We start from the raw sequence: 25,878 nt of genomic DNA on the forward strand, positions 1-25,878 counted from the left end.
ACCCAGCGGAACGAGCAGCGGCGAGCAGGACCCGGCGTCGGCCGGCCGGCACGGTCGGCCGGCCGGCCGGCGTTCCGCCCCGGCCGGCATGGGCCGGACATCACACCCGGTCCCCTCCGCGACTCTGGACAGCCCACCCGACCCACCGGTAACTTAGTGGTCTGAGCAAGCGCTTAGACACGGCGCGACAGCGCGACGGGCGACAGGATCGAGGAGGCGGCTGTGCGCCGTACCGTTTTCAACGAGGACCACGAAGCGTTCCGCGAGACCATCCGCGCCTTCATAGAGGCCGAGGTCGTCCCCGTCTACGACGAGTGGTTCGCGGCCGGCCAGGCGCCGCGCGACTTCTACTACAAGCTCGGCGAGCTGGGCATCTTCGGCATCAACGTCCCCGAGGAGTTCGGCGGCGCGGGCCTGGACACCCACAAGTTCGAGGCCGTCCTGTACGAGGAGACCGCCCGCGCGGGCGTGAACTTCGGCGGCTCCGGCGTGCACGTGCTGCTCGCCCTCCCCTACATCAAGATGCTGGCCGACGACGAGCAGAAGAAGCGCTACCTGCCGAAGTTCGTCTCCGGTGAGGAGATGTGGGCCCTCGCCATGACCGAGCCGGGCACCGGCTCCGACGTCGCGGGCATGAAGACCACCGCCAAGCTCTCCGAGGACGGCACGCACTACGTCCTCAACGGCGCCAAGACCTTCATCACCGGCGGCGTGCACGCCGACCGCGTGATCGTCTGCGCCCGCACCTCCGCCCCGCGCGAGGACGACCGCCGCTTCGGCATCTCGCTGTTCGCCGTGGACACCAAGTCCGAGGGCTACTCCATCGGCCGCAAGCTGGACAAGCTGGGCCTGCGCACCTCCGACACCGCCGAGCTGGCGTTCGTCGACGTCAAGGTCCCCGTCGAGGACCTGCTCGGCGAGGAGGGCAAGGGCTTCTACTACCTCGGCCACAACCTGGCCTCCGAGCGCTGGGGCATCGCGTTCGGCGCGTACGCCCAGGCCGCCGCGGCCGTCCGGTTCGCCCAGCAGTACGTCACCGACCGCACGGTCTTCGGCAAGCCGGTCGCGCACTTCCAGAACACCAAGTTCGAGCTGGCCGCCTGCCAGGCCGAGGTGGACGCCGCCCAGGCCGTCGCGGACCGCGCCCTGGAGGCCCTGGACGCCGGCGAGCTGACCCCCGCCGAGGCCGCCTCCGCGAAGCTGTTCTGCACCGAGGTCGCGCACCGCGTGATCGACCGCTGCCTCCAGCTGCACGGCGGCTACGGCTACATGAACGAGTACCCGATCGCCCGCCTGTACGCCGACAACCGCGTCAACCGCATCTACGGCGGCACCAGCGAGATCATGAAGTCCATCATCGCCAAGGCGATGGGGCTGTAAGGCCCGACGGACCAGGGACACGAGGGACTTACCCTTCCCCCCATGAACGAGGCACTGACGACGCTCCTCGATCTGCTCGACCTGGAGCAGATCGAGGAGAACATCTTCCGCGGTACCAGCCGTTCGGCGCTGGTACCGCGCGTCTTCGGCGGCCAGGTCGCGGCCCAGGCCATGGTCGCGGCCGGGCGGACGGTCCCCGAGGACCGCACCGCGCACTCGCTGCACTCGTACTTCCTGCGCGCCGGGGATCCCGGCGCGCCGATCGTCTACGCGGTCGACCGGATCCGCGACGGGCGCTCCTTCACCACCCGCCGGGTCGTCGCCGTCCAGCACGGCCAGCCGATCTTCCACCTCTCCGCGTCCTTCCAGACGTACGAGGAGGGCCTCGACCACCAGGCCGCGATGCCGGACGCCCCCGATCCGGAAACCCTGCCGACGGCCGCCGAGGCGCTGCCGGAGTACCGGGAGATCTTCCGCGACCCGGGCACGGTGGAGCGGCTGATCGAGGCGCGCGGCGCCGTGGACCTGCGGTACGCGACGGTCCCGCCCTGGGGCAGCGTCGGCAAGCCGGTCGAGCCGCGCACGCAGGTGTGGTTCCGTACGGCCGGTAAGTTGGAGAGCGACGACGCGCTCCTGCACACCTGTCTGGCCACGTACGTCTCGGACATGACCCTGCTCGACTCGGTGCTGCTCGCGCACGGCCGGGGCGGCTGGGCGGTCGGCGACGTGGTGGGCGCCTCGCTGGACCACGCGATGTGGTTCCACCGGCCCTTCCGCGCCGACGAATGGCTGCTGTACGACCAGGAGTCCCCGACCGCGGCCGCCGGGCGCGGCCTCGGGCAGGCCCGGATCTGGACGCAGGACGGGCGCCTCGCCGTGACCGTCATCCAGGAGGGCGTGGTGCGCGTCCCGCGCGCGTAGCCCCGCCGGCGGTCAGTCCCACCAGAACCCCCAGTACCCGGCGCCGGTCACGGCCTCGTCCGCGTACGCCCGGACGCTGCCCGAGCCCTGCCAGACGTTGTCCGGGCAGAACGCGAAGTGCTCGGCGGCGACCGGCAGCGCCGCGGCCCTCGTCGGAAGCGGGGCGGCCACCGACAGGTGGAGCTCGTCGAAGCCGAGGGCGACGACGCGGGCGCCGAACCGGTCCTCCCAGGAGCGCAGCACGGTGCTGATGAGGGCTGTGTCGCTCTCGTGGTTCACCGGTCCCCGCCAGCCCATCGCGGTGGGTACGTCGGCTCCGCGGCCGGCGGGGACCAGTGCGAGGCGCGGATGCGGCAGGACCCCGTCACGGATCAGCTCGTCGGCGAGGGCGAGGGCCACCGCCTCCGGGTCCTCCTGCGGGATACGGCGCTCCGCCAGGCCCGGCCAGTCGCGGCCGAAGGGGGCTATGAGCCCGGCGCCGTCGGGGCCCTCGCCCTCCTCGGGGTCGGGGACGACCGCGGCCCAGAACTCGCGCAGGACCGGCTCGACGTGATGGTCGTCGGGGTCGGACATCGACGCGGGGCTCAGCTCGTCGCGGACCCACCAGCGCTCCAGGCCTCTGCGCTCCTGGAACAGCACCGCCTGAAGGCCCGCGGCGGCCAGGGCAGGGCCGCGGCAGGCGGCGAGCGCGCCGACGCCCACGGGCGCGTCGGAGACCCACAGCAGCGGCTCGGGCCGCGCCTTGGTCCGCAGCCGCGAGCGCGGCCGCACGCCGGGCCGGTCGACCAGCGCACCCGGAGGCAATTCCAGCCCCAGGGTGCGGCCTTGCGGGTCGTCGGCCAGCACGGACAGCGGGTTCTGCGTCGTAGGGGAATTCGGCGGACTCGGCGGACTCGGCGGACTCGGCGGACTCGGCGGATTCGTCACGCCTTCGACGGTAGCCGCGGGCACTGACAACGCCCCTTCTCCGAAAGGGCGGTGGGGCCGGTGGCCGCCTACGCCTCGGGCTGCGCCTTGAGTTTGGCCCAGACCGCCTCCAGCGCCGCTATGTCCGCGTCGTCGAGGCGGTCGTCGAAGACCTCGGCGAGGGCCTCCCGGCGGGTGGCGTCGGCCTCCGCGAAGGCGCGGCGGCCCGCCTCGGTGAGGGCGATGCCCACGGACCGGGCGTCCGTCGGGGACGGGACCCGTTCGACCAGGCCGCGGGCCCGGAGCGAATCGGCGACGCGGGAGACCTGGCTGCGGCTGAGCAGGGTCCTGGCGCCCAGCTCGGAGGGGGCGACCGGCTCGTGCTGCACGCTCAGCCACAGCATCACCTCGAACCACGACAACGGCAGGTCGTGCCGGCGCGTGAGCGCCTGGTCCACCCGGGCGGTGAGGGTGGTTCCGGCCCAGACCAGGCCGTAGAAGGCGTGGTCGCGGGGGGTGAGGCCGTCCAGGTTGAGTTTCGTGTGCGCCATGCGGGAAGGATACCGGGTTGCGTGCACACGCACACATCGTTAATGTGTGTGTGCACGCACAAACCTAAGGAGCCTTCCATGAGCGCCAACACCGCCGCCAAGACCGTCCTCATCACCGGCACCTCCTCCGGCATCGGCCTGGCCGCCGCGGTCGCCACCGCCCGGGCGGGCTGGCACACCGTCGCCACCATGCGGGACACCACCCGCGCCGACGCCCTGAACAAGGCCGCCGCCGAGGCCGGCGTCTCCGACCTGGTCCAGGTCAAGCGGCTCGACGTGACGGACGCGGACTCCGTGGCCGCGTGCGTGGCCGAGGTCGTCGCCGAGCACGGGCACCTCGACGCGGTCGTGAACAACGCGGGCGCCGGTTTCGTGGGCACGATCGAGCAGCACGGCATGGAGCAGGTGCGGTCCGTGATGGAGGTCAACTTCTTCGGCGTCGTCGAGCTCACCCGCGCCGCACTCCCCCACCTGCGCGCCTCGGGCGGCCGGGTCATCACCGTGACGAGCGTCGGCGGCGTGGTCGGCCAGCCGTTCAACGAGTCCTACTGCGCGGCCAAGTTCGCCGTCGAGGGCTTCATGGAGTCCCTGGCTCCGGTCGCCGCGGCCGCGGGCGTCCAGGTCTCCGTCGTCGAACCGGGTGCCGTCTCCAGCGAGTTCGTGAACAACGTCGGGCTCGACATCCCGGCGCTGCTCGCCCAGGCGGGCCCGTACGCCCCGCACCTCCAGGGCTACATCAACCACGCCCTGCAGTCCTTCGGCAGCGACAGCGCGCAGACCCCGGAGCAGGCGGCGGCGCCGGTCGTCGAGGCGCTGACCGCCGAGAAGATGCCGTTCCGGATCCAGACCTCCAACTGGGCGCGCGACTTCGTGGGCATGAAGCTCGCCGACCTCGACGGCTCCGCCGTCCAGACCGAGATGAGCTCCTGGCTGGCCTAGGGTCTGTCCGGCGGATCTTGAGGGCCATAGGGTCGAAGCATGATCAATCTCCAGGTCCGGGGCGAGGCCGGCACGATCCAGGCTCGCGCCGAGCATGGTGTGGTCTGGGGGCCGGAGTTGGCGGGTCTCGACCAGCGGGTGTTTCCGATGCTGGGGCACCTATTGCCGTACGCGGACACTGTCTTCAACAGCCGCCAGGTGGTCACCCTGCTGGCGGAGGTACCGCGCCTGCCTCCGGGCGTGGTTACCGACGAGTTCGCGCGTGAGCTTTTGACCTGGGCCGGACGGTTCTCCACGGACAGCACCTCTACCTGTGGTTCCTCGGGGACTGAGACAGCAGGTCTGCTCAGTCCCGGAGCCGTAGTCGGATCGCGGGCCCGGCCGCGTGCTGGTGGGCCCGGCAGGAGGGGGAGTCAACGCTGACCGTGCTCCAGTCCAGCCGGCCGGCCGGCCAGGTCGGCGTCGGCCGACGGCTTCGTAAGCGGTCTTCCAGCTGCCGAAACGCTCAGGAAGATCCCGCCGCGGTATGCCGGTCCGCACACGGAGCCGGACAGGACCTGACCCAGAAGCTGCGGCGGGTGGAGAACTCAGACGCCTGCCAGCCATAGAACCAGCCTGATCAGCACCAGAACGGCGAGCACTGTAGCGGCGATGAGTGGCGTGCTGCGTGCCCGGCGCAGGAGGACGAAGGCGCGCCAGACTCCGTAGCCGGCGAGGCTGGCGGAGGCGAGAAGGATGAGGACCTGTGGCGCCATGGATTCCCCGGCCATCCGCGACGTGATGGTGAGGACGACGTAAGCCAGGAGGAATTGAGGGATCCCCAAGAGCCATATCTTCCTCACCTCGGCCGGATCGAGAGCGGCGGGAGGTGCGGATGCGGTCGGCCTGGGAGGCAGAACCGGAGGTGGCGGAGCGGTGGCGATGCGGTGGGAGGCGTCATGCGATGAAGGGGTGGGGAGCGGCTGAAGGGCTGTGCGCAACCGGTCGGCGAAGTTCGGGTCCGCCCGCAGTTCATCTGCGATGACGGAGCCGACGTTGCTCGCCGACTCCTCGCCGGGTTGATCATGCAGGCGGGCCAGCGCCGAGGCTCCCAGGGTGCTTCTTCCGAGTTGCCCCCAGATGAGTCCGCGCACTGCCGTGGTTTGCTCCGCCGTTGCCGAGACGCTTCCGGTCAGTACCTGCACAGCCGCAGCGGATAACTTTGAAGCCTGCATTTTGACTCTTCCTGGACATCGGTGGGTGCCGATCGTACGAACATCGGCCGTGACCGGGAAGGGCCACTTCCCCAGTGAGCTTCAGCGGCCGTCGTGGTGGGCCTGGTGAGGAACGCGGCGAGCGCGCTCACGGCGTCGGGCTCGGTGGTGGCGAGCCGGGCCGCGAACGCCGGCTCGTCGACGTCGGCTACTTGTCCGAGCCCGCAGCCGACGGCGGTACTTCGAGGACGAAGAAGAGGAAGCAGGTTTTGGTCGAAAGGGCATGGAAGTCGTCGGGGAACAGGTCACGGGCGGCTGGGTCGGGCTGAGGCTCGCTGATGGCGGAAAGACGGAAGCCGGCAGTGGTGAAGGCATCGGTCATCGCGTGCAAGGGCTTGCGCCAGAACCTCATTGGGGTGGACTGCCCGTTGAGCATCCAGTCGAAGGTATAGCTGGTGGTCGCGAAGTAGTCGGGCCGAGGGTCCTGGAGCGCGTAGGCCACGAAGGGGTGGTCCACCGACGCGATCAGCCGGCCGCCGGGCCTGAGGACGCGCCGCAGCTCGGCCAGCGTCGGCCCCCAGTCCTCCAGGTAGTGCAGCACCAGCGACGCGACCACGTCGTCGAACGCATCGTCGTCGAACGGCAGGCGCTCGCGCAGGTCGACCACGTGCAGAGCCGCGTCGGCACCGAGCCGCCGTCTTGCCAACGCCAGCATCCCGGCGCTGGCGTCGATGCCGGTGACGACCGCACCGCGGTCGCGCAGTGCAGCGGACAGCGGGCCCGAGCCGCAGCCGGCGTCCAGGATCCGACGGCCGGCCACGTCTCCGGCGAGGGTCAGCATCGCGGGCCGCTCGTAGTACGCGTTCACGAGGTTGTTCTCGTTCTCCGCCGAGTACACCTCGGCGAAACTGTCGTAGTCATTCACCCGGGCCGGATCTGCAGACTGGGCGAGGCTCTCGTGCACATCGGTTAAGCGTTCCATCGTTGCAACCTAGTGGTCACATGATCCGCCGGACAGGCCCTGGGGGCCTGCCGGTCCGCCGGGGCGGGCTAGATCAGACCCGCCGCCGACAGCAGGTACGCCACCACCGGGTCGTAGAAACGCGGGTCGCGGACGTGGTCGTCGAGGGGGACCGCCACCTGGAGGGTGCCCTCCGCCTCGCCGAGGAACAGCGCCGGGTCGTTGCAGTCCGCGTACCCCACCGCGTCCAGCCCGCGCTGCGCCGCGCACCCCGCCCAGCCGTGGTCGGCCACGATCAGGTCCGGCTGGGGACGGTTCTCCGCCGCCAGACCGTCCAGGATCGCGGCCATCGGCTCCGGGGAGTGGGTGTGCCACAGCGTGGCGCCCCGCTCCAGGACCGCGACGTCGGCGAACTGCCACACCGACCCCTCGTCCGCCACCAGCCCGGGCGGGATCACCACGATCTCGCAGCCCGCCGCGCGCAGCGCGGCCGCCGTCGCCCGGTGCACGTCGAGCAGCCCGCCCGGGTGCCCCGTGGCGAGCAGGACGCTCTGCCGGTCCAGGGCCGCCTTCCGCAGCCGCGCCGCCATCCGGTCCAGGCCGGAGACGGTCAGCTCCGGGTCGATCGTGTCCTGGCCGAAGCGGTGGGCCGCGTCGTCGACGACCCCGACCCGCTCCGCCATCACGGCGAGCACGTCCTGCTCGTCCGTCCAGCGGTCGCCCAGCTCCAGGCCCAGCCAGTAGTGCCGGTCGCCGTTGGCGAGCTTGCGGTAGTGCGACAGGTTGTTCTCACGGGGCGTCGCGACCTGACCCGAGATCCGGGTGCGGACCAGATGGTCGACGAGTTCTGCGCGGCTCGGTACGTGCGTCTCTATCGGCTTCGGCATGCGGCCCATTCTGCCGTCGCCGGGCCCCGGACGCCGGTGCCATTTCGCCCAGCGGACGCGTCGCCTCACCCTCGCCTCACCCCGACAGCGCCCCGAACGCCCCGTGCGCCAGGCGCCGCAGCAGCGATTCCGTCGCCTCCCGGCCGAGCGCCGCCAGGTGCGGGGTGGAGTTGAGCAGGCCGAAGACGGCGTGCACGGACACCCGTACCTCCGCCTCTCCGACCTCCGGGTGCAGTTCCCCCACGACCTCCACCCACAGCTCCACGTACTGGCGCTGCAGCTGCCGTACGAGCTTGCGGTCGGCCTCCCGCAGCCGGTCCAGCTCCCGGTCGTGGAGCGTGATCAGCGCCCTGTCGTCGAGGGCGAAGTCGATGTGCCCGTCGATCAGGGAGGCCAGGACGCCCTCCGGGTCGCCCGCGGCCTCGGCCACCCGGTGGCGGCCGCCCGTCAGCAGCCGCTCGCTGATCCCGACGAGCAGCTCGGCGAGCATGGCGTCCTTGCCCGCGAAATGCCGGTAGAGGCCGGGGCCGCTGATGCCCACGGCAGCCCCTATCTCGTCCACGCCGACGCCGTGGAATCCGCGCGCGGCGAAGAGGCGGGCGGCCTCGCTGAGGATCTGCTCGCGACGGGTCGGGGCGGCGGCTCTGGTGCTCATGGGAATCCATTCTAGACAGGGCCGTTAGCGCTCGTTAACCTAGGCGGTACATGCGTTAACGCTCATTAACAGCGTGCACCGAGCAAGGGAGCTCGACCGATGCAGCAGGCACCAGTGCTGACGAGCGCCGCGGACCCGGCGTCCGAGGCCTGGCGGACCAACGAGGCCGCCCACCGCGAGCTGACCGAGGGGCTGCGCGCCCGGCTCGACGCGGCCCGGCTCGGCGGCGGCGAGAAGGCCCGCGCCCGCCACACCGCCCGCGGGAAGCTGCTCCCCCGCGACCGCGTGGACACCCTCCTCGACCCGGGCTCGCCCTTCCTGGAGCTGGCCCCGCTGGCCGCAGAGGGCATGTACGGGGGTGCGGCCCCGGCCGCCGGGGTCATCGCGGGCATCGGCCGGGTCAGCGGCCGCGAGTGCGTGATCGTCGCGAACGACGCCACCGTCAAGGGCGGCACGTACTACCCGATGACCGTCAAGAAGCACCTCCGGGCGCAGGAAGTGGCCCTGGAGAATCGTCTCCCCTGCCTCTACCTGGTCGACTCGGGCGGCGCCTTCCTCCCCATGCAGGACGAGGTCTTCCCCGACCGGGAGCACTTCGGCCGCATCTTCTACAACCAGGCGCGCATGTCGGGCGCCGGCATCCCGCAGATCGCCGCCGTCCTCGGCTCCTGCACGGCGGGCGGCGCTTACGTCCCGGCGATGAGCGACGAGGCAGTGATCGTCCGCGGCCAGGGCACGATCTTCCTCGGCGGCCCGCCGCTGGTGAAGGCCGCCACCGGCGAGGTGGTCACGGCCGAGGAGCTCGGCGGCGGCGAGGTCCACTCCCGGACCTCCGGCGTCACCGACCACCTCGCGGAGGACGACGCGCACGCGCTGCGGATCGTACGGAACATCGTGGCGACCCTGCCCGAGCGCGGGGCCCTGCCCTGGTCGGTCGAGGCTCCGGAAGAGCCGAAGGTGGACCCCTACGGGCTGTACGGCGCGGTGCCGGTCGACTCGCGCACCCCGTACGACGCCCGCGAGATCATCGCCCGGATCGTGGACGGCTCCCGCTTCCAGGAGTTCAAGGCCGAGTTCGGCCAGACCCTGGTCACCGGCTTCGCGCGGATCCACGGCCACCCGGTCGGGATCATCGCCAACAACGGCATCCTGTTCTCCGAATCCGCCCAGAAGGGCGCGCACTTCATCGAGCTGTGCGACCAGCGGGGGATCCCGCTCCTCTTCCTCCAGAACATCTCGGGCTTCATGGTCGGCCGCGACTACGAGGCCGGCGGCATCGCCAAGCACGGCGCCAAGATGGTCACGGCCGTGGCGTGCACGCGGGTCCCGAAGCTGACGGTGGTCGTCGGCGGCTCGTACGGAGCCGGCAACTACTCGATGTGCGGGCGGGCGTACTCCCCGCGCTTCCTGTGGATGTGGCCCAACGCCAAGATCTCCGTGATGGGCGGCGAACAGGCGGCCTCGGTGCTCGCGACGGTCAAGCGCGACCAGATCGAGGGCGCCGGCCAGGAATGGCCGCTGGAGGACGAGGAGGCCTTCAAGGCCCCGGTCCGCGCCCAGTACGAGGAGCAGGGCAACGCCTACTACGCCACCGCGCGGCTGTGGGACGACGGGGTCATCGACCCGATGGAAACCCGGCAGGTGCTGGGACTGGCCCTGACCGCGTGCGCGAACGCCCCGCTGGGCGACTCGGGCTTCGGCATCTTCCGTATGTGACGTGAGGACCTCACTGATGTTCAGCACTGTTCTGGTGGCGAACCGGGGCGAGATCGCGGTCCGGGTCATCCGCACCCTGCGGCAGCTCGGCATCCGCTCCGTGGCCGTCTTCAGCGACGCCGACGCCGACGCCCGCCACGTACGGGAGGCCGACACGGCCGTCCGGATCGGCCCGGCGGCGGCCGCCGAGAGCTACCTGTCGGTGGAGCGGCTGCTCGACGCCGCCCGGCGGACGGGCGCCGAGGCGGTCCACCCCGGGTACGGGTTCCTCGCCGAGAACGCCGCCTTCGCGGCGGCGTGCGCGGAGGCGGGGCTGGCCTTCATCGGACCGCCGGCCTCGGCGATCTCCCTGATGGGCGACAAGATCCGCGCCAAGGAGACGGTGAAGGCGGCGGGCGTGCCCGTGGTGCCGGGCTCCTCGGGCAGCGGGCTGTCGGACGCCGAACTCGTCGCGGCGGCCGAGGAGATCGGCATGCCGGTGCTGCTGAAGCCCTCGGCGGGCGGCGGCGGCAAGGGCATGAGGCTGGTCCGCGACGCCGGTCTGCTGGGCGAGGAGATCGCGGCGGCGCGCCGCGAGGCGCGGTCCTCGTTCGGCGACGACACGCTGCTCGTGGAGCGGTGGGTGGACCGGCCGCGGCACATCGAGATCCAGGTGCTGGCGGACGCGCACGGCAACGTGGTGCACCTGGGTGAGCGCGAGTGCTCGCTCCAGCGGCGCCACCAGAAGGTGATCGAGGAGGCCCCGTCGGTCCTGCTCACGCCGGAGCTGCGGGCCTCGATGGGCGCGGCGGCGGTGGAGGCGGCGCGGTCGTGCGGGTACGTCGGCGCGGGGACGGTGGAGTTCATCGTGCCCGGCGGGGACCCGTCCTCGTACTACTTCATGGAGATGAACACCCGGCTCCAGGTCGAGCACCCGGTGACGGAGCTGATCACCGGGCTGGACCTGGTGGAACAGCAGCTGAGGGTCGCGGCGGGCGAGCGGCTGGGCTTCGGCCAGGCGGAGGTCCGGCTGACGGGCCACGCGATCGAGGCCCGCGTCTGCGCGGAGGACCCGGCGCGCGGGTTCCTGCCGTCCGGCGGTACCGTCCTGGCCCTCTCGGAGCCGGACGGCGGGGCCGTGCGTACGGACTCCGGGCTGGTGGCGGGCGTCGACACGGGGTCGACGTACGACCCGATGCTGTCGAAGGTGATCGCGTACGGACCGGACCGGGCGGCTGCCCTGCGGGTGCTGCGGGGTGCGCTCGCGGACACCGTGATCCTGGGCGTCCAGACGAACGCCGGCTTCCTGCGGAGGCTGCTGGCCCACCCGGACGTGGTGTCGGGCGACCTCGACACCGGCCTGGTCGAGCGGGATCTCGCGTCCCTCCTCCCGGATTCGGTCCCGTCCGAGGTGTACGCGGCGGCCGCGCTGCTGGACGTCCCCCGCCCCGCCCCCTCCCGAAGCCCTGCCGGGGGCTCGGGTGAGCCGGGCTGGGTGGACCCCTTCGGGGCGGCCGACGGCTGGCGCCTCGGCGGAACCCCGGCGTGGACGGTCCGCCACTTCCGCCTCCCGGGTCAGGACCCGGTCGAGGTCCGCACCCGTCCCGCCCGGCCGGGCTCCGGCTCCGGCCTCGCCACGGAGCTCCTCGTGGCCGACGGCGCACCGGCCCGCGGCCGGATCGTCGCCCTCACCGCCGACCACCTCACGGTCGAACTGGACGGCGTCACGCACCGCTTCGCCCACGCCGCTTCCCCGGAGGGGGTCTGGCTCGGCCGCGACGCGGACGGCTGGCACGTCCAGCACCACGACCCCGTCGCCGCGTCCCTCGGCGGGGGCGCGAGGGCCGGCGCCGACACCCTCGCCGCCCCCATGCCCGGCACGGTCACCGTGGTCAAGGTCGCCGTCGGCGACAAGGTGGCCGCGGGGCAGAGCCTGCTCGTCGTCGAGGCGATGAAGATGGAGCACGTCATCTCCGCCCCCCACTCCGGCACGGTCACCGAGCTGGACGTCTCCCCCGGTACCACCGTCGCCATGGACCAGGTCCTGGCCGTCGTCACCCCGGACGAGGAAGCGAAAGAGGAGGAGGGCGCGTGAACGGGCTGCCCATGACGGTCCCGGCCCCCGGGCTGCCGGCCCGCGTCCGCATCCACGAGGTCGGCGCCCGCGACGGGCTGCAGAACGAGAAGACGGCCGTACCCACCGCGGTCAAGGCCGAGTTCATCCACCGGCTGGCCGCCGCCGGCCTCACCACCATCGAGGCCACCAGCTTCGTGCACCCCAAGTGGGTGCCCCAGCTGGCCGACGCCGAGCAGCTGTTCCCGGAGCTGCACGGCCTCGCCGGGGTGCACCTGCCCGTCCTCGTCCCCAACGAGCGCGGCCTCGACCGCGCGCTCGCCCTCGGGGCCACCCGTATCGCCGTCTTCGGCTCGGCCACCGAGACCTTCGCGTCCCGCAACCTCAACCGGACCGTCGCCGAGTCGCTCGCGATGTTCGAGCCCGTCGTGGCCCGCGCCAAGGAGGGCGGGGCGCACGTCCGCGGCTACCTCTCCATGTGCTTCGGCGACCCCTGGGAGGGTCCCGTCCCGGTCCACCAGGTGGTCCGCGTGGCCAAGGCCCTGCTCGACCTCGGCTGCGACGAGCTCAGCCTCGGCGACACCATCGGCGTCGCCACCCCGGGCCATGTCCAGACCCTCCTCAGCGAGCTGGGCGAGGAGGGCGTCACGACCGACCGGATCGGCGTGCACTTCCACGACACCTACGGCCAGGCCCTGTCCAACACCCTGGCCGCGCTCCAGCACGGGGTGACCACCGTCGACGCCTCCGCAGGCGGCCTCGGCGGATGCCCGTACGCGAAGAGCGCCACCGGCAACCTCGCCACCGAGGACCTGGTGTGGATGCTCGACGGCCTCGGCATCGAGACCGGCGTCGACCTGGCCGCCCTCACCGCCACGAGCGTGTGGATGGCCGAACAGCTGGGGCGCCCCAGCCCCTCCCGTACCGTCCGCGCGCTCTCCCACAAGGAGTAACGAAGACCATGTCCCTCGACCACCGGCTCACCCCCGAGCACGAGGAACTCCGCCGTACCGTCGAGGCGTTCGCGCACGACGTCGTCGCCCCCAAGATCGGCGACCTGTACGAGCGGCACGAGTTCCCGTACGAGATCGTCCGCGAGATGGGCCGCATGGGCCTGTTCGGCCTGCCCTTCCCGGAGGAGTACGGCGGCATGGGCGGCGACTACCTCGCCCTCGGCATCGCCCTGGAGGAGCTGGCCCGCGTCGACTCCTCGGTCGCGATCACGCTGGAGGCGGGCGTCTCCCTCGGCGCCATGCCCATCCACCTCTTCGGCACCGAGGAGCAGAAGCGGCAGTGGCTGCCGAAGATGTGCTCCGGTGAGGTGCTCGGCGCCTTCGGCCTGACCGAGCCGGACGGCGGCTCCGACGCCGGCGGGACCCGCACCACGGCCGTCAAGGACGGCGACGAGTGGGTGATCAACGGCTCGAAGTGCTTCATCACCAACTCCGGTACGGACATCACCGGCCTGGTCACCGTCACCGCCGTGACGGGCCGCAAGGCGGACGGCCGCCCGGAGATCTCCTCGATCATCGTCCCGTCCGGCACCCCGGGCTTCACGGTGGCCGCGCCGTACTCCAAGGTCGGCTGGAACTCCTCGGACACGCGTGAGCTGGCCTTCGACAACGTACGGGTGCCCCTGGCCAACCTGGTCGGCCAGGAGGGCCGCGGCTACGCCCAGTTCCTGCGCATCCTCGACGAGGGCCGCATCGCGATCTCGGCGCTCGCCACCGGCCTGGCCCAGGGCTGCGTGGACGAGTCGGTGAAGTACGCGAAGGAGCGCAAGGCCTTCGGCCGGCCCATCGGAGACAACCAGGCCATCCAGTTCAAGCTGGCGGACATGGAGATGCGCGCCCACATGGCCCGCATCGGCTGGCGTGACGCGGCCTCCCGCCTCGTGGCCGGGGAGCCGTTCAAGAAGGAGGCGGCGATCGCGAAGCTGTACTCCTCCACGGTCGCGGTGGACAACGCCCGGGACGCCACGCAGATCCACGGCGGCTACGGGTTCATGAACGAGTACCCCGTGGCGCGCATGTGGCGCGACTCCAAGATCCTGGAGATCGGCGAGGGCACCAGCGAGGTGCAGCGCATGCTCATCGCCCGCGAGCTGGGCTTCGCCGGCTAGTACGCCTCGCGCCGCAGACGGACGTGGACCGCCGGGCCGTGATCGGTCCGGCGGTCCCGCTGTCCTGCTGTCCTGCGGTCCTGCGGTCCGTCCCGTGCCTACGCCTGCTCCCGCTCCGCCTCGGAGACGAAGGGCTGCAGGAAGTTCGCGATGTGCTGCTCCACATCGGTGATCCGCTGCTCGAAGGCGTAGAGCTGGTCCCGCATGCCCGCCTTGGCCTGCTCGTCCTGCCGGGACTCCTCGATGTTGCGCTGGACGATGCCGATGAGGTCCTGGAGCTGGAGGTGGAGCGTGCCGCTGATCCCGCCCCACATCTCGCGCAGGTCCGCGGCGCGGCTGCCCGCGTACTGGCGGGCGGTCTGGGCCGCCGAGTCCTTCACGTGGACGGCGAACTCCTCCGCCGCTCGCGTCTGCAGCTTGCCGTCGGCGAAGAAGACCGCCCCCGAGGCCAGCAGCGGTCCGATCGCCGCGCCGATGGCCACCGCCACGCCGACCGGCGGCACGGCCAGGCCCAGGCTGATCAGACCGGCCGCCGCGGCGGCCGTCGCCCCGCCGGCGACCACCGCGCCGCCGCCCGCGCCGAGCGCCATGAGCGAGCTGGGGCGGAACATCAGCGGCACGTCGTCGCTGTGGCGGCGCCCGTCGCGACCCGCCTTGCCCTTGCCCGCCGCGATGGCCAGCGTGTAGATCAGGTAGTTCTGGTCCCGTTCGGACTGTGAGCCGGTGAGTTCCGCGCGCAGCTTGTCGAGGAGGTCGGCGTGCGCCCGGATCAGCGGTTCGAGCTGGCGCACCAGGTCCCCCTGCCGCTCCTCGATGACCTGGTCGAGCTCACGGGCGCAGAAGACCTGCATGCGTTCCTGGAGCTGGACCGTGTACGCGTCCATCAGTTCGTGCTGGGCCGCGACGCGGCCGCCCTTGGTGAAGGAGCGCACGGCCCGGGTCAGGCGCCCCGGGCCGGTCGTGACGTGCCATTCGCCGATCTCGCGGCTGATCTCGGTCAGGAACGCGGCGAACCTCAGCTGCAATTCGTTCTCGATGCCGAGGACCTTGCTGCTGACGATGTCGCGGATCGCGTCGGCGCTGGCGCGCAGCTGGTCCTGGGTGGACTGGCTGCGGTCGAGGAGTTCGCGCAGCTCCGCCGTCGACTTCATCAGTAGCGCGCCCTCGTCGTGCAGGCGCACGCGCAGGTTGACCGCGTTGTGGCGCAGGAACTCGGCGAGCCGGACGAACTTCACCCGGGCCGCGTCGCGCATGCAGAAGACTTCCAGGGCGGACTCCAACTGTCGGATCCCCGAGGCCTTCAGGTCCTGCTCGTTGCCGTCCGTCCGCGCGCGCAGGGCCTGGAGGGCGCTGATGAAGAAGACGTTGGGGGCGGCACCGCCGGATTCCCCGTTGAGCTCGGCGACCGCGTTGCGGCAGCGGCTCATCACCTCCGCCCGTTCCTCCTCCTCGATCCGGTCGAACTGGTTCACCACGAAGAAGATGTCGCGGTGCCCCAGCTTCCTGACCCGGGTGAGGTAGTTCTCGGTCTCGTGGAGGGTGAACGGCCGCCCGGCGTCCGTGACGAAGACGACGGCGTCCACCTCCTCCAGGTAGCGCAGGGTCACCAGCTCGCGGTCGGAACTCTCGTTGATCCCGGCCGAGTCGACGATCTCGACGGATCTGCGCAGCAGCTCCAGCGGCTGCTCGACGACGGCCAGCGCGAAGGAGGGGGTGCGGGGCGCGCCGTGCGCGTCGATCTGGAGGGAGACCTCCCGCTTGAACTCCTCCGTGGTGACGGCCGTCTCGCCGCCCCGCCGGTCCCCGTCCCGGTACAGCCAGGCCCGCTCGGTCTCGCCCCAGCGCAGGACCGTGGTGAAGGCGGTGGCCGGATTGGCCTTGGTGGGCAGCAGCCGCTTGCCGAGCAGAGCGTTGATCAGGGTGCTCTTGCCGCTGCTGAACTCGCCGAGCACCATGATCCGGAAGGTCTCGCGCTCGAAGACCGCCCCGTTGATGCCGAGGTCCAGCGCCCCTCCCGGGGTTCCCGGCGGGGCGATGACGGCCGCGGCCTCGCCGGCCACCTGCTGGAGGCGCTGGTAGTACGAGCGCAGTGTTCCGATGTTCTCGCTCCAGCCGCGGAACTGCGAGGCCGGTGATTCCTGGCCGGCCGTTGACCGCCGGTTCTCGTGCGCCATCAGGCCCCTTCCAGGGGAGAGAGGTGGGCGTGCACGGAGCGGCTCAGCGTCCGCGCCGTGCTCCGCAGTGAACGCCAGTGGTCGAGGGATTCCGGTTGGGCGGCGACGGCGGTGGTGTGCAGCCGCCACCACTGCTCGTCGCGTTCCTGTGCCTGCCCGAGCAGGCGGTCGTAGACCTGGCCGATGCGCGCCTCGGTCCGTGTCACCTGCTCGGTGAAGGCCGCCTCGACGATCCGTTCCAGGTCGTCGATGGCGCGTTCGCGGCGCTCGGCCTGCCCGTGTTCGAGGGCTTCCGTCATCAGCGCCGTACCGGCCGCTCCCGCGATCTGGCCCACGACCTCGGCGGACATGGGCGTCAGCACGCTCTCGATGGCGGTGCCGACGAGCTCCGGCAGCCAGGAGGCGTCCCAGCCGGTGGCGCTGCGCGACTCGGCGGCGGCGGCCTCCTCGGCGACCGGGGGCAGGGCGGCGGCCGGTACGACCCGTCCGGCGCCGGGGGCGGCCAAGCCCTGGAACAGTTCCTCGCCGGGCCGGTTGCGCATCAGGGCGGCGCGCAGCCGGCGGATGTCCTCTTCGAGGGCGCGGTCGACGGCTTCGGTGATCCACGCCTCGAAGTGCTGGAGGGCCTCGGCGGTGTGCGGGATCGCGTGGAGGCGTATGAAGTGCTGCTCCTCGGGCGTCTCCAGCATCGCGGAGAAGCGCGCGGCGAGTTCGCGCGCCGTGGCGGCGCGGCGCCTGCGCGCCTCGGCGGCGATCGTCTGGACGAGAGCGGCGCGACGCCAGTCCCCCGCGTCGGCGCTGAGCACGATCCAGTGGAACCGGGCGCTCTCGTGGGCCGTGTGCCAGATCTGGGCGGCCCGCGTCCGGACGGGGTCGGGCCGGTGCACGTCCGCGAGCGCCCGCTCCGCGGCCTGCTCCACGAGGGCGCAGGTGGCGGCGAGGAGGTGCAGTCTGCGGATGGTGCGCAGCGCCCGGCGCAGCCGGATTCCGGCCAGGTGGCCCAGTACGGCGCGGAGCGGGTCGACGCCGTCGGGCTGCGCGGCCCCGGTTGCGGTGCCGGGTGCGGGGACCGGTCCGGAGAGCACCAGCGCCTCGGGGGCCAGGACCGAGACGAGGTGGTTGACGCGGCGCAGGATGTCGGCCGCCTCGTCCTCGACCTCGGCGAGCTTGGTGACGACGACGGCGAGCGGCGGACTGTGCGGGGCGGCGGCGAGCGCCTTGATCCGGGCCTGTTCGGTGGCGAGCATCGCGCGGCGGGCCTCCGTGACGACGACGACCACGTCGCAGTCTCCGACGATCCGGGCGAGGGCTGCGGTGTCGGGCTGCCGTACTCCCGACCAGCCCTCCCAGCCGGGAGTGTCGACGAGCTCCACCCCGGTACGGGCCGGCCAGGATCCGGACGGCACCTCGACGCGTACGGTTCGCAGGCCGGTCGGCCCGGGGCCCTCGGGAGCCGGCTCCCCCGGCTCCCCCGGCTCTCCCGGCTCTCCCGGCTCCCCCGGCTCCGCGGCGAACGGGCGTACCACCACGGGCGGCCCGTCGGTCGCGTGCACGGACACCGGCACGCACACCGCGCCCACCAGCTCGTTGACGAGGCGGGACTTCCCGACGTTGCTGCCGCCGATGACGCATATCCGGGCCCGCGGGGATTCCGCGCGGCGCGCCGTGCGGCGGATCAGCGAGGCGGCGGTGTCCGCCCCGGCCCGGTCCGCCAGCAGGGCCACCTGTTCGGCGAGTTCAGCCTGCCGCAGCTCACGTTCGCGCTCCTCCGTACCGGCCACCGCGCCGCCACCCCACCCCGTCAGGACCTCCCGGCAGGGCCATGATGCCAACGGACGGAGCCGGGCGCCGCCGGTTCGACGGAAGGCCCCGCGTACGGGCGGAGAAGAAGGCGCCCGGGAGAAACTTAGGGCCCCCTTACCAATTTTGGCCAAGGTTAGGCTAACCTTCCCTCCGAACGGCCCCGTGGCCGCCCGGCAACGCACGAAAGCGGACATAGACATGCCCAAGTCCCGTACCTCCCACCTTTCCCGCCGCGGCCTCATCGCCGCCGGCGGCGCCCTCGGCCTCGTCGCGGCCCTCACCGCGTGCGGTGGATCCGACTCGGCGAAGGACGGGGCGGGCGACAAGGACAAGGGCGCAGCCGCCTCCGGCGCCTGGAGCTTCAAGGACGACCTCGGCAAGGACATCAGCCTCAAGGCGAAGCCGAAGAACATCGTCGCGTTCACCGGCACCGCCGCCGCGCTGTACGACTACGGCATCCAGGTCAAGGGCGTCTTCGGCCCGACCAAGACCGCCGACGGCAAGCCCGACGTGCAGGCCGGCTCGATGGACATCTCCAAGGTCGAGATCCTCGGCAACGTCTACGACGAGTTCAACGTCGAGAAGTACGCGGCCCTCCAGCCCGAGCTGCTCGTCACCAACACCTGGGACGGCACCTACTGGTACGTGCCCGAGGCCTCCAAGGACAAGATCCTGAAGCTGGCCCCGGCCGCCGCCATCGGCGTCGGCGGCGACGTCTCCATGGACAAGGCCCTGGAGCGCACCGCGGACCTCGCCAAGTCCCTCGGCGCCGACTTGAACTCCAAGACCGCCGCAGACGGCAAGGCCCGCTTCGACGCCGCGGCCGCCAAGGTCCGCGAGGCCACCAAGGCCAACCCGGGCATCAAGGTCCTCGTCGGCTCCGGCTCCGCCGACCTGTTCTACGCCTCCACCCCCGAGACCTCGGCCGACCTGAAGTACTTCAAGTCCCTGGGCGTCGAGTTCGTCACCCCGGACAAGCTGGACGCGGGCGGCTTCTTCGAGAGCCTCAGCTGGGAGAACGCCGGCAAGTACAAGGCCGACCTGGTCCTGCTCGACAACCGCACCGGCACCCTGCAGCCGGAGGAGCTGAAGGCCAAGCCGACCTGGGCCGAGCTGCCCGCCGTCAAGGCCGGCCAGGTCGCCCCGCGCGTGACCGAGCCGATCTACTCGTACGACAAGTGCGCCAAGGTCCTGGAAGACCTCGCGAAGTCCATCCAGGGCGCCAAGAAGGTCAGCTGACCCTCGGCAGGCCGACCGGCCTCCGGCGCCCCGACCAGGCGCTGCTTCCACTCCCAGGGGGGACCCTCCGCATGACCGCCACCGCCTCCGACGCGACCGCCTCCGAAGCCGCCCCGGCTGCCGCCCACTTCCGGTTCTTCGTACTCGAAGTGCTGCGCACCCGCCGGCTCGGCCACTCGTTCCTGCGGGTCACGTTCGGCGGGGAGTCCCTCGCGCAATTCCGCTCGGGCGGCTACGACCAGAGCCTCTCGCTCTTCCTGCCGCCCGCGCACCAGGAGCACACCGTGCTCCCGTCCACCGACGAGGACACCTGGTTCGGCGCCTGGCGCGCGATGCCCGACGCCGACCGCCCGGTGATGCGCTCGTACACCGTGCGCGAGCAGCGCCGTACGCCCGAGGGCGCGGTCGAGGTCGACATCGACTTCGTCCTGCACGGGGACCCCGCCGCGGCAGCGGCCGATGCCACGGCTCCGGCCTCCCTCTGGGCCGGACGGGCCGTCACCGGCCGACGGATCATGGCGATCGGCCCGGCCGTCGCGGAGAACAAGTCCGTACGGTTCCAGCCGCCGGCCGCCACCGACGCGCTGCTGATGTACGCGGACGAGACGGCGCTCCCGGCGGCCGCCGCGATCCTGGACCGGCTCCCCGCCGACGCCCGGGTCGCGGCCTGGTTCGAGGTCCCGCACGCCGGCGACCGGCTCGACCTCGCCACCGCCGCCGACGCGGACATCACCTGGATCGTGCGGGAGGGCGGCGCGGGCAAGCAGCGCACCGAGCGCGTGCTGGAGGAGCTCCGGGCGTCGGAACTCCCGGTCGCGCACGCTCCGTACGTCTGGCTCGCGGGCGAGGCCGGCACCGTTCGGGCGGTCCGCAGGCACTTCGTGCAGGAACGTTCCATCGACCGGCGGGCGGTGCGTTTCACCGGCTACTGGCGCCTCGGCGCGAGCGAGGAGGAACTCCTCGCCGAGGCCTACTCGGGACAGGCGCCCAGCGAGGACCCCTCCTCCGAGCTGTAACGTCAACTCCCTTCATTTGCAGTCCTGTTGAGAGATGGGCCCCGGCTTTTGGCCGGGGCCCATCTCTATTTGGCGCGCAACTTAGGTTAGGCTAACCTAAGAGACCTCTTCCCCGCCCCCCTCTCCCCCTGCCCGGAGGAACGTTGATGCGCTCGCATCTGCTGAATGAGACGACCGCGGACCTGTACCGGCGTTCCGTCACGGAAGGCGTCGAGCGCGTCGCCGCCAAGCTCGCGACCACGGAGCGGCCCCACACCGGCATGTCCGTCGACGAGCTCGCCCCGGTCATCAACGGGATCGACCTGGACCGGCCGCTCGAAGACCCGGCTGCCGTCCTCGACGAGCTGGAAGAGGTCTACCTGCGCGACGCGGTGTACTTCCACCACCCGCGCTACCTGGGCCACCTCAACTGCCCGGTCGTCATCCCCGCCGTCCTCGGCGAAGCCGTCCTGTCGGCCGTCAACTCCTCCCTGGACACCTGGGACCAGTCCATCGGCGGCACGCTCATCGAGCGCCGCCTGATCGACTGGACCGCCGAGCGCATCGGACTCGGCCCTGACGCGGACGGCGTCTTCACCTCCGGCGGCAGCCAGTCCAACTTCCACTCCCTGCTGCTGGCCCGCGACGAGGCCTGCCGTACGGTCATGCAGCGCAGCGAGCGCCCCCTGGCGAAGTCCGAAGTCCTGCCGAGGCTGCGCATCTTCACCTCCGAGGCCAGCCACTTCAGCGTCGAGAAGTCGGCCGCCATGCTCGGGCTCGGCTACGAGGCCGTCATCGCCGTCCCGGTCGACCGCCACCGCCGCATGGACACCTCCGTGCTCGCCCTGGAGCTGGAGAGCTGTGTCCGCGAGGGCCTGGTCCCGATGGCCGTCGTCGCCACGGCGGGCACCACCGACTTCGGGTCCATCGACCCGCTCCGCGAGATCGCCCGCCTGACCGCCGAGCACTCCACCTGGATGCACGTGGACGCCGCGTACGGCTGCGGACTGCTGGTCTCCCCGACCCGCCGGCACCTGCTCAACGGCATCGAGTACGCGAACTCGGTGACCGTCGACTACCACAAGTCGTTCTTCCAGCCGGTCAGCTCCAGCGCGATGCTGGTGCGCGACCGCGACACCCTCAAGCACGCGACGTACCACGCCGACTACCTCAACCCCCGCCGGATGGCGGAGGAGCGGATCCCCAACCAGGTCGACAAGTCCATCCAGACCACGCGCCGGTTCGACGCGCTCAAGCTCTGGATGACCCTGCGCACCATGGGCGCCGAAGGCCTCGGCTCGCTCTTCGACGAGGTCATCGACCTGGCCGCCGCGGGTTGGGACGTCATCGACGCCGATCCCCGCTTCGAGGTCGTCGTCCGCCCGCAGATCTCCACCCTGGTCTTCCGCTACGTGCCCGGGGGCGAGATCCGTGCGGACCTCGTCGACGAGGCCAACCTGCACGCCCGCAAGGCGCTGTTCGCCTCCGGCGAGGCCGTCGTCGCCGGCACCAAGGTGGACGGGGACCAGTACCTGAAGTTCACCCTCCTCAACCCGCAGACCACGACGGCCGACATCGCTGCCGTCCTCGACCTCCTCGCCGCACACGCCGAGCAGTACCTGGGAGAATCCCTTGCCGTCCACCACTGAGCCCCACGACTTCATCGGTATCGGCCTCGGTCCCTTCAACCTGGGACTCGCCTGCCTGACCGCGCCGATCGCCGAGCTCGACGCACTCTTCATCGAGTCGAAGCCGCACTTCGAGTGGCACGCCGGGATGTTTCTGGACGGCGCGCACCTGCAGACGCCGTTCATGTCGGACCTGGTCACCCTGGCCGACCCGACCTCGCCCTTCTCCTTCCTGAACTACCTGAAGGACAAGGACCGGCTGTACTCCTTCTACATCCGGGAGAACTTCTACCCGCTGCGGACCGAGTACAACGACTACTGCCGCTGGGCCGCCGACCGCCTCGACAACGTGCGGTACTCCACCTCCGTCACGGAGGTCACCTACGACGAGCGGGCCGAGGTGTACGAGGTCCACACCGACCGCGGCGAGACCCACCGCGCGCGCCGCCTGGTCCTGGGCACCGGCACCCCGCCTCACCTCCCGCGGGCCTGCGCCGGCCTGGGCGGCGACTTCACCCACAACTCCGCGTACGTACAGAACAAGGCGGAGCTCCAGAAGAAGAAGTCGATCACGCTCATCGGCTCCGGCCAGAGCGCGGCGGAGATCTACCACGACCTGCTGTCCGAGATCGACGTGCACGGCTACCAGCTCGACTGGGTCACCCGCTCCCCGCGGTTCTTCCCCCTGGAGTACACGAAGCTGACGCTGGAGATGACCTCGCCCGAGTACGTGGACTACTTCCACGCCCTCCCCGAGGAGACCCGCTACCGGCTCGAAACCCAGCAGAAGAACCTCTTCAAGGGCATCGACGGCGAGCTCGTCAACGCCATCTTCGACCTGCTCTACCAGAAGAAGGTCACCTCGCCGGGCCCGGTCCCGACCACCCTGCGCACCAACACCTCGCTGAACTCGGCGGCGTACGACACCACCACGGGCACCTACACCCTGGGGCTGCGCCAGGAGGAGCAGGAGCGCGACTTCTCCCTCACCACCGAGGGCCTGATCCTCGCGACGGGGTACAAGTACAGGCTGCCGGAGTTCCTGAACCCGGTGCGCGAGCGCCTCGCCTTCGACGGCCACGGCCGGCCCGACGCGGCCCGCAACTACAGCATCGACGTGACCGGCCGCGGGATCTTCCTCCAGAACGGCACGGTGCACAACCACTCCATCACCTCGCCCGACCTGGGCATGGCCGCGTACCGCAACGCGTACATCGTCGGAGAGCTCCTCGGCCGCGAGTACTACAAGGTCGAGAAGTCCATCGCGTTCCAGCAGTTCGCGGCCCCGGAAGGCACCCACGCATGAGCACCACCGAAAACCTCTACACGCGCGACGACGCCGTCCTCGGCAGCTTCGCGATCCGCCCGCTGGACCCCTTCGCCGACGCGGAGCTGCTGCACCGCTGGGTCACGCACCCCAAGGCCGCGTTCTGGATGATGCAGGACGCCTCGCTGCCGGACGTGGAGCGCGAGTACATGAAGATCGCCGCGGCCGAGCACCACCACGCCTTCATCGGCCTCCACGAGGGCCGCCCGGCCTTCCTGATGGAGAAGTACGACCCGAGCGAGCTGGAGCTGGTCGGCCTGTACGACGCGCAGCCCGGCGACGTGGGCATGCACTTCCTCGTCGCGCCGAGCGAGCGGCCGCTGCACGGGTTCACCCGCGCCGTGATCACCACGGTGATGGCCGCGCTGTTCGCCGACCCCGGGACCGAGCGCGTCGTGGTGGAGCCGGACGTGGAGAACACGGCGGTGCACGCCCTGAACGAGGCGGTCGGCTTCGTCCCCGACGGCCCGGTCCGGAAGCCCGAGAAGACGGCCCTGCTGAGCTTCTGCACCCGCGCGCAGTTCGAGGCGGCCACCGGCCTGACGGGAGCCTCCATATGAGCCTCGCCGACGCGATCTCCCACCTCTCCCCCGAGCTGTGGGCCCGCGCGAACCGCGCCCTGGTCCGCAAGGCCCTGGCGGAGTTCTCGCACGAGCGCCTGCTGACCCCGAAGCCGCTCGACGGCACCGGCACCGGCACCGCCACCGCGTACTCGGTCCTGAGCGACGACGGCTCGGTCGAGTACCGCTTCACCGCGGCCCGCCACGCCCTGGACCACTGGGCGGTGGACGAGGCCTCGATCACCCGCCTCAAGGACGGCGCCGAGCTCCCGCCGGACGCCCTCGACTTCCACATCGAGATGCGCGAAGCCCTGGGCCTGAGCGCGGAGGTCCTTCCGGTCTACCTGGAGGAGATCTCCTCCACGCTGGCGGGCTCGGGCTTCAAGTACACCAAGCCGCAGGTCCCGTCCGCCGTACTCGCGAAGTCCTCCTTCCAGGACATCGAGACGGGCATGACCGAGGGCCACCCCTGCTTCGTGGCCAACAACGGCCGGCTCGGCTTCGGCGTGCACGAGTACCTCTCGTACGCCCCGGAGACCGCGAGCCCCGTCCACCTGGTGTGGGTGGCGGCCCGCAAGGACGTGTCGACCTTCACCGCGGGCGCGGGCCTGGACCACGACGCGTTCATGCGCGCCGAGCTGGGCGAAGCCGCCGTCGCGGGGTTCGAGGCCAAGCTGTCCGCCCTGGACCTGGACCCGGCGCAGTACCACTTCCTGCCGGTCCACCCCTGGCAGTGGTGGAACAAGACCACCGTCACCTTCGCGGCCGAGATCGCGAACCGCCGGCTGGTGCTGCTCGGCGAGGGCGAGGACGCCTACCTGGCCCAGCAGTCGATCCGCACCTTCTTCAACACCACGACGCCGGAAAAGCACTACGTGAAGACCGCCATCTCGGTCCTCAACATGGGCTTCATGCGCGGCCTCTCGGCGGCCTACATGGAGGCCACCCCGGCGATCAACGACTGGCTGCACCAGCTGATCCAGGGCGACGAGGTCCTGCGGTCGGTGGACTTCTCGATCATCCGCGAGCGCGCGGCGATCGGCTACCACCACCGCCAGTACGAGCGCGCCACCGACCGCTACTCGCCGTACCGCAAAATGCTGGCGGCCCTGTGGCGCGAGTCCCCGGTGGAATCGCTGAAGGAGGGCGAGCGCCTGGCGACCATGGCCTCGCTGCTGCACGTCGACTCCGAGGGGAAGTCCTTCGCCGGCGCGCTGATCGAGGAGTCGGGCCTGACCCCGGCCGAGTGGCTGCGCCACTACCTGCGGGCCTACCTGGTGCCGCTGCTGCACTGCTTCTACCAGTACGACCTCGCGTACATGCCGCACGGCGAGAACACCATCCTCGTGATCGAGAACGGTGTGGTGAAGCGGGCGATCTTCAAGGACATCGCCGAGGAGATCGTGGTCATGGACCCCGACGCGGTGCTCCCGCCGGCCGTCGAGCGCGTCAGGGCCGACATCCCGGAGGACATGAAGCTCCTGTCGATCTTCACGGACGTCTTCGACTGCTTCTTCCGCTTCCTGGGCTCGATCCTCGTCTCGGAGGGCATCTGCGAGGAGGAGACCTTCTGGCGGGCGGTCGCGGAGTGCGGCCACGCCTACCAGGAGTCGGTGCCGCAGCTCGCGGAGCGCTTCGAGCGCTACGACCTGTTCGCCGAGGAGTTCCAGCTGTCCTGCCTGAACCGGCTGCAGCTGCGCAACAACAAGCAGATGGTGGACCTCGCCGACCCGGCGGCCGCCCTCCAGCTGATCGGCACGCTCAAGAACCCCGTCGCGCCCTACGCATCGCGACGGTGATCAAAGGGGCGGGTGCGCCGCCGATACGGTCCCTCGGCGGCGCACCCGCACCCCTCCGCCCGAGGACGT

The 25,878-nt window shown here is 71.3% G+C and carries 21 protein-coding genes and 1 pseudogene; 13 read left to right on the forward strand and 9 right to left on the reverse strand.

The genetic code is table 11. The features are described 5' to 3' along the window. Positions 1 to 222: 222 nt before the first annotated feature. Positions 223 to 1,380 carry an acyl-CoA dehydrogenase family protein gene (locus ACIBAD_RS10095; protein WP_134075562.1) on the forward strand — a complete coding sequence of 386 codons (1,158 nt, stop codon included), beginning with the start codon at positions 223 to 225 and terminating at the stop codon, positions 1,378 to 1,380. Positions 1,381 to 1,422: 42 nt separating this feature from the next. Next, positions 1,423 to 2,301 carry an acyl-CoA thioesterase II gene (locus ACIBAD_RS10100; RefSeq protein WP_134075563.1) on the forward strand — a complete coding sequence of 293 codons (879 nt, stop codon included), beginning with the start codon at positions 1,423 to 1,425 and terminating at the stop codon, positions 2,299 to 2,301. Positions 2,302 to 2,313: 12 nt separating this feature from the next. Here ACIBAD_RS10100 and ACIBAD_RS10105 read toward each other — a convergent pair whose 3' ends face one another. Beyond that, complete coding sequence (locus ACIBAD_RS10105; protein ID WP_398905698.1) at positions 2,314 to 3,228, reverse strand: DUF4253 domain-containing protein; 915 nt, start codon at positions 3,226 to 3,228, stop codon at positions 2,314 to 2,316. A 68-nt stretch (positions 3,229 to 3,296) separates the two neighbouring features. Beyond that, the gene (locus ACIBAD_RS10110; protein WP_134075564.1) at positions 3,297 to 3,758 is read right to left on the reverse strand and encodes a MarR family transcriptional regulator; all 462 of its coding nucleotides are present in this window, start codon (positions 3,756 to 3,758) and stop codon (positions 3,297 to 3,299) included. A 78-nt stretch (positions 3,759 to 3,836) separates the two neighbouring features. Here ACIBAD_RS10110 and ACIBAD_RS10115 point away from each other — a divergent pair, with 78 nt between their 5' ends. Next, positions 3,837 to 4,697: an SDR family NAD(P)-dependent oxidoreductase gene (locus ACIBAD_RS10115; RefSeq protein ID WP_398905701.1), complete on the forward strand. Its 861-nt coding sequence runs from the start codon at positions 3,837 to 3,839 to the stop codon at positions 4,695 to 4,697. Positions 4,698 to 5,073: 376 nt separating this feature from the next. Here ACIBAD_RS10115 and ACIBAD_RS10120 read toward each other — a convergent pair. The 5 genes and pseudogenes from ACIBAD_RS10120 to ACIBAD_RS10140 all read right to left on the reverse strand — a co-directional run. Beyond that, positions 5,074 to 5,249, reverse strand: a pseudogene (locus ACIBAD_RS10120) (IS5/IS1182 family transposase); the annotation flags it as partial. A 35-nt stretch (positions 5,250 to 5,284) separates the two neighbouring features. Further along, positions 5,285 to 5,881 carry a hypothetical protein gene (locus ACIBAD_RS10125; protein ID WP_398905703.1) on the reverse strand — a complete coding sequence of 199 codons (597 nt, stop codon included), beginning with the start codon at positions 5,879 to 5,881 and terminating at the stop codon, positions 5,285 to 5,287. 217 nt (positions 5,882 to 6,098) lie between these two features. Continuing rightward, entirely contained in the window at positions 6,099 to 6,872 is a 774-nt protein-coding gene (locus tag ACIBAD_RS10130) for a class I SAM-dependent methyltransferase (RefSeq protein ID WP_134075568.1), read from the reverse strand. Between the two features lie 68 nt (positions 6,873 to 6,940). After that, a complete protein-coding gene (locus ACIBAD_RS10135) occupies positions 6,941 to 7,747 on the reverse strand; it encodes a phosphatase (RefSeq protein ID WP_398905705.1) in 807 nt (268 codons plus the stop codon). A gap of 67 nt (positions 7,748 to 7,814) precedes the next feature. Then, the gene (locus tag ACIBAD_RS10140) at positions 7,815 to 8,393 is read right to left on the reverse strand and encodes a TetR/AcrR family transcriptional regulator (protein ID WP_134075570.1); all 579 of its coding nucleotides are present in this window, start codon (positions 8,391 to 8,393) and stop codon (positions 7,815 to 7,817) included. A 99-nt stretch (positions 8,394 to 8,492) separates the two neighbouring features. Here ACIBAD_RS10140 and ACIBAD_RS10145 point away from each other — a divergent pair, with 99 nt between their 5' ends. Genes ACIBAD_RS10145 through ACIBAD_RS10160 form a run of 4 tightly spaced genes read left to right on the forward strand, consistent with a single transcriptional unit; the run spans position 8,493 to position 14,284 of the window. Continuing rightward, positions 8,493 to 10,109 carry a carboxyl transferase domain-containing protein gene (locus tag ACIBAD_RS10145; protein ID WP_134075571.1) on the forward strand — a complete coding sequence of 539 codons (1,617 nt, stop codon included), beginning with the start codon at positions 8,493 to 8,495 and terminating at the stop codon, positions 10,107 to 10,109. A 16-nt stretch (positions 10,110 to 10,125) separates the two neighbouring features. Next, on the forward strand, positions 10,126 to 12,183 hold the full coding sequence (locus ACIBAD_RS10150) for a biotin carboxylase N-terminal domain-containing protein (protein WP_134075572.1): 2,058 nt from the start codon (positions 10,126 to 10,128) through the stop codon (positions 12,181 to 12,183). A gap of 11 nt (positions 12,184 to 12,194) precedes the next feature. Continuing rightward, positions 12,195 to 13,115, forward strand: a complete 921-nt coding sequence (locus ACIBAD_RS10155) for a hydroxymethylglutaryl-CoA lyase (RefSeq protein WP_398905932.1) — start codon at positions 12,195 to 12,197, stop codon at positions 13,113 to 13,115. An 8-nt stretch (positions 13,116 to 13,123) separates the two neighbouring features. Next, complete coding sequence (locus tag ACIBAD_RS10160; protein WP_134075573.1) at positions 13,124 to 14,284, forward strand: acyl-CoA dehydrogenase family protein; 1,161 nt, start codon at positions 13,124 to 13,126, stop codon at positions 14,282 to 14,284. A gap of 98 nt (positions 14,285 to 14,382) precedes the next feature. On the opposite strand, the gene ACIBAD_RS10165 is transcribed toward ACIBAD_RS10160, so the two are convergent. Continuing rightward, the gene (locus tag ACIBAD_RS10165) at positions 14,383 to 16,458 is read right to left on the reverse strand and encodes a dynamin family protein (RefSeq protein ID WP_134075574.1); all 2,076 of its coding nucleotides are present in this window, start codon (positions 16,456 to 16,458) and stop codon (positions 14,383 to 14,385) included. Beyond that, positions 16,458 to 18,239: a GTPase gene (locus ACIBAD_RS10170; protein WP_398905709.1), complete on the reverse strand. Its 1,782-nt coding sequence runs from the start codon at positions 18,237 to 18,239 to the stop codon at positions 16,458 to 16,460. The genes ACIBAD_RS10165 and ACIBAD_RS10170 overlap by 1 nt, the downstream gene beginning before the upstream one ends. A 220-nt stretch (positions 18,240 to 18,459) precedes the next feature. On the opposite strand from ACIBAD_RS10170, the gene ACIBAD_RS10175 reads away from it, so the two are divergent. The 6 genes from ACIBAD_RS10175 to ACIBAD_RS10200 all read left to right on the forward strand — a co-directional run bounded on the left by ACIBAD_RS10175 (position 18,460) and on the right by ACIBAD_RS10200 (position 25,809). Next, the gene (locus tag ACIBAD_RS10175) at positions 18,460 to 19,500 is read left to right on the forward strand and encodes an ABC transporter substrate-binding protein (RefSeq protein ID WP_134075576.1); all 1,041 of its coding nucleotides are present in this window, start codon (positions 18,460 to 18,462) and stop codon (positions 19,498 to 19,500) included. Positions 19,501 to 19,571: 71 nt separating this feature from the next. Further along, positions 19,572 to 20,516 (forward strand): siderophore-interacting protein, encoded by a 945-nt coding sequence (locus ACIBAD_RS10180; RefSeq protein ID WP_398905712.1) that lies wholly within the window; start codon positions 19,572 to 19,574, stop codon positions 20,514 to 20,516. A 146-nt stretch (positions 20,517 to 20,662) separates the two neighbouring features. After that, entirely contained in the window at positions 20,663 to 22,144 is a 1,482-nt protein-coding gene (locus ACIBAD_RS10185) for a pyridoxal phosphate-dependent decarboxylase family protein (RefSeq protein ID WP_398905714.1), read from the forward strand. Continuing rightward, positions 22,128 to 23,429, forward strand: coding sequence for a lysine N(6)-hydroxylase/L-ornithine N(5)-oxygenase family protein (locus ACIBAD_RS10190; protein ID WP_398905716.1), 1,302 nt, complete (start codon positions 22,128 to 22,130; stop codon positions 23,427 to 23,429). The genes ACIBAD_RS10185 and ACIBAD_RS10190 overlap by 17 nt, the downstream gene beginning before the upstream one ends. Further along, positions 23,426 to 24,010: a GNAT family N-acetyltransferase gene (locus tag ACIBAD_RS10195; protein WP_134075580.1), complete on the forward strand. Its 585-nt coding sequence runs from the start codon at positions 23,426 to 23,428 to the stop codon at positions 24,008 to 24,010. Before ACIBAD_RS10190 ends, ACIBAD_RS10195 begins: the two co-directional genes overlap by 4 nt. Further along, positions 24,007 to 25,809 (forward strand): IucA/IucC family siderophore biosynthesis protein, encoded by a 1,803-nt coding sequence (locus ACIBAD_RS10200; RefSeq protein WP_134075581.1) that lies wholly within the window; start codon positions 24,007 to 24,009, stop codon positions 25,807 to 25,809. The genes ACIBAD_RS10195 and ACIBAD_RS10200 overlap by 4 nt, the downstream gene beginning before the upstream one ends. Positions 25,810 to 25,878 lie beyond the last annotated feature (69 nt).

This window comes from Streptomyces sp. NPDC051109 (assembly GCF_044455885.1).
Classification (GTDB): domain Bacteria; phylum Actinomycetota; class Actinomycetes; order Streptomycetales; family Streptomycetaceae; genus Streptomyces.

Coding starts and splice junctions, on each gene's coding strand:
- ACIBAD_RS10135 (WP_398905705.1), bottom strand. CDS start 7,747: ATGGGCCGCATGCCGAAGCCGATAGAGACGCACGTACCGAGCCGCGCA.
- ACIBAD_RS10185 (WP_398905714.1), top strand. CDS start 20,663: ATGCGCTCGCATCTGCTGAATGAGACGACCGCGGACCTGTACCGGCGT.
- ACIBAD_RS10160 (WP_134075573.1), top strand. CDS start 13,124: ATGTCCCTCGACCACCGGCTCACCCCCGAGCACGAGGAACTCCGCCGT.
- ACIBAD_RS10140 (WP_134075570.1), bottom strand. CDS start 8,393: ATGAGCACCAGAGCCGCCGCCCCGACCCGTCGCGAGCAGATCCTCAGC.
- ACIBAD_RS10195 (WP_134075580.1), top strand. CDS start 23,426: ATGAGCACCACCGAAAACCTCTACACGCGCGACGACGCCGTCCTCGGC.
- ACIBAD_RS10115 (WP_398905701.1), top strand. CDS start 3,837: ATGAGCGCCAACACCGCCGCCAAGACCGTCCTCATCACCGGCACCTCC.
- ACIBAD_RS10145 (WP_134075571.1), top strand. CDS start 8,493: ATGCAGCAGGCACCAGTGCTGACGAGCGCCGCGGACCCGGCGTCCGAG.
- ACIBAD_RS10175 (WP_134075576.1), top strand. CDS start 18,460: ATGCCCAAGTCCCGTACCTCCCACCTTTCCCGCCGCGGCCTCATCGCC.
- ACIBAD_RS10130 (WP_134075568.1), bottom strand. CDS start 6,872: ATGGAACGCTTAACCGATGTGCACGAGAGCCTCGCCCAGTCTGCAGAT.
- ACIBAD_RS10165 (WP_134075574.1), bottom strand. CDS start 16,458: ATGGCGCACGAGAACCGGCGGTCAACGGCCGGCCAGGAATCACCGGCC.
- ACIBAD_RS10150 (WP_134075572.1), top strand. CDS start 10,126: ATGTTCAGCACTGTTCTGGTGGCGAACCGGGGCGAGATCGCGGTCCGG.
- ACIBAD_RS10180 (WP_398905712.1), top strand. CDS start 19,572: ATGACCGCCACCGCCTCCGACGCGACCGCCTCCGAAGCCGCCCCGGCT.
- ACIBAD_RS10100 (WP_134075563.1), top strand. CDS start 1,423: ATGAACGAGGCACTGACGACGCTCCTCGATCTGCTCGACCTGGAGCAG.
- ACIBAD_RS10155 (WP_398905932.1), top strand. CDS start 12,195: ATGACGGTCCCGGCCCCCGGGCTGCCGGCCCGCGTCCGCATCCACGAG.
- ACIBAD_RS10200 (WP_134075581.1), top strand. CDS start 24,007: ATGAGCCTCGCCGACGCGATCTCCCACCTCTCCCCCGAGCTGTGGGCC.
- ACIBAD_RS10110 (WP_134075564.1), bottom strand. CDS start 3,758: ATGGCGCACACGAAACTCAACCTGGACGGCCTCACCCCCCGCGACCAC.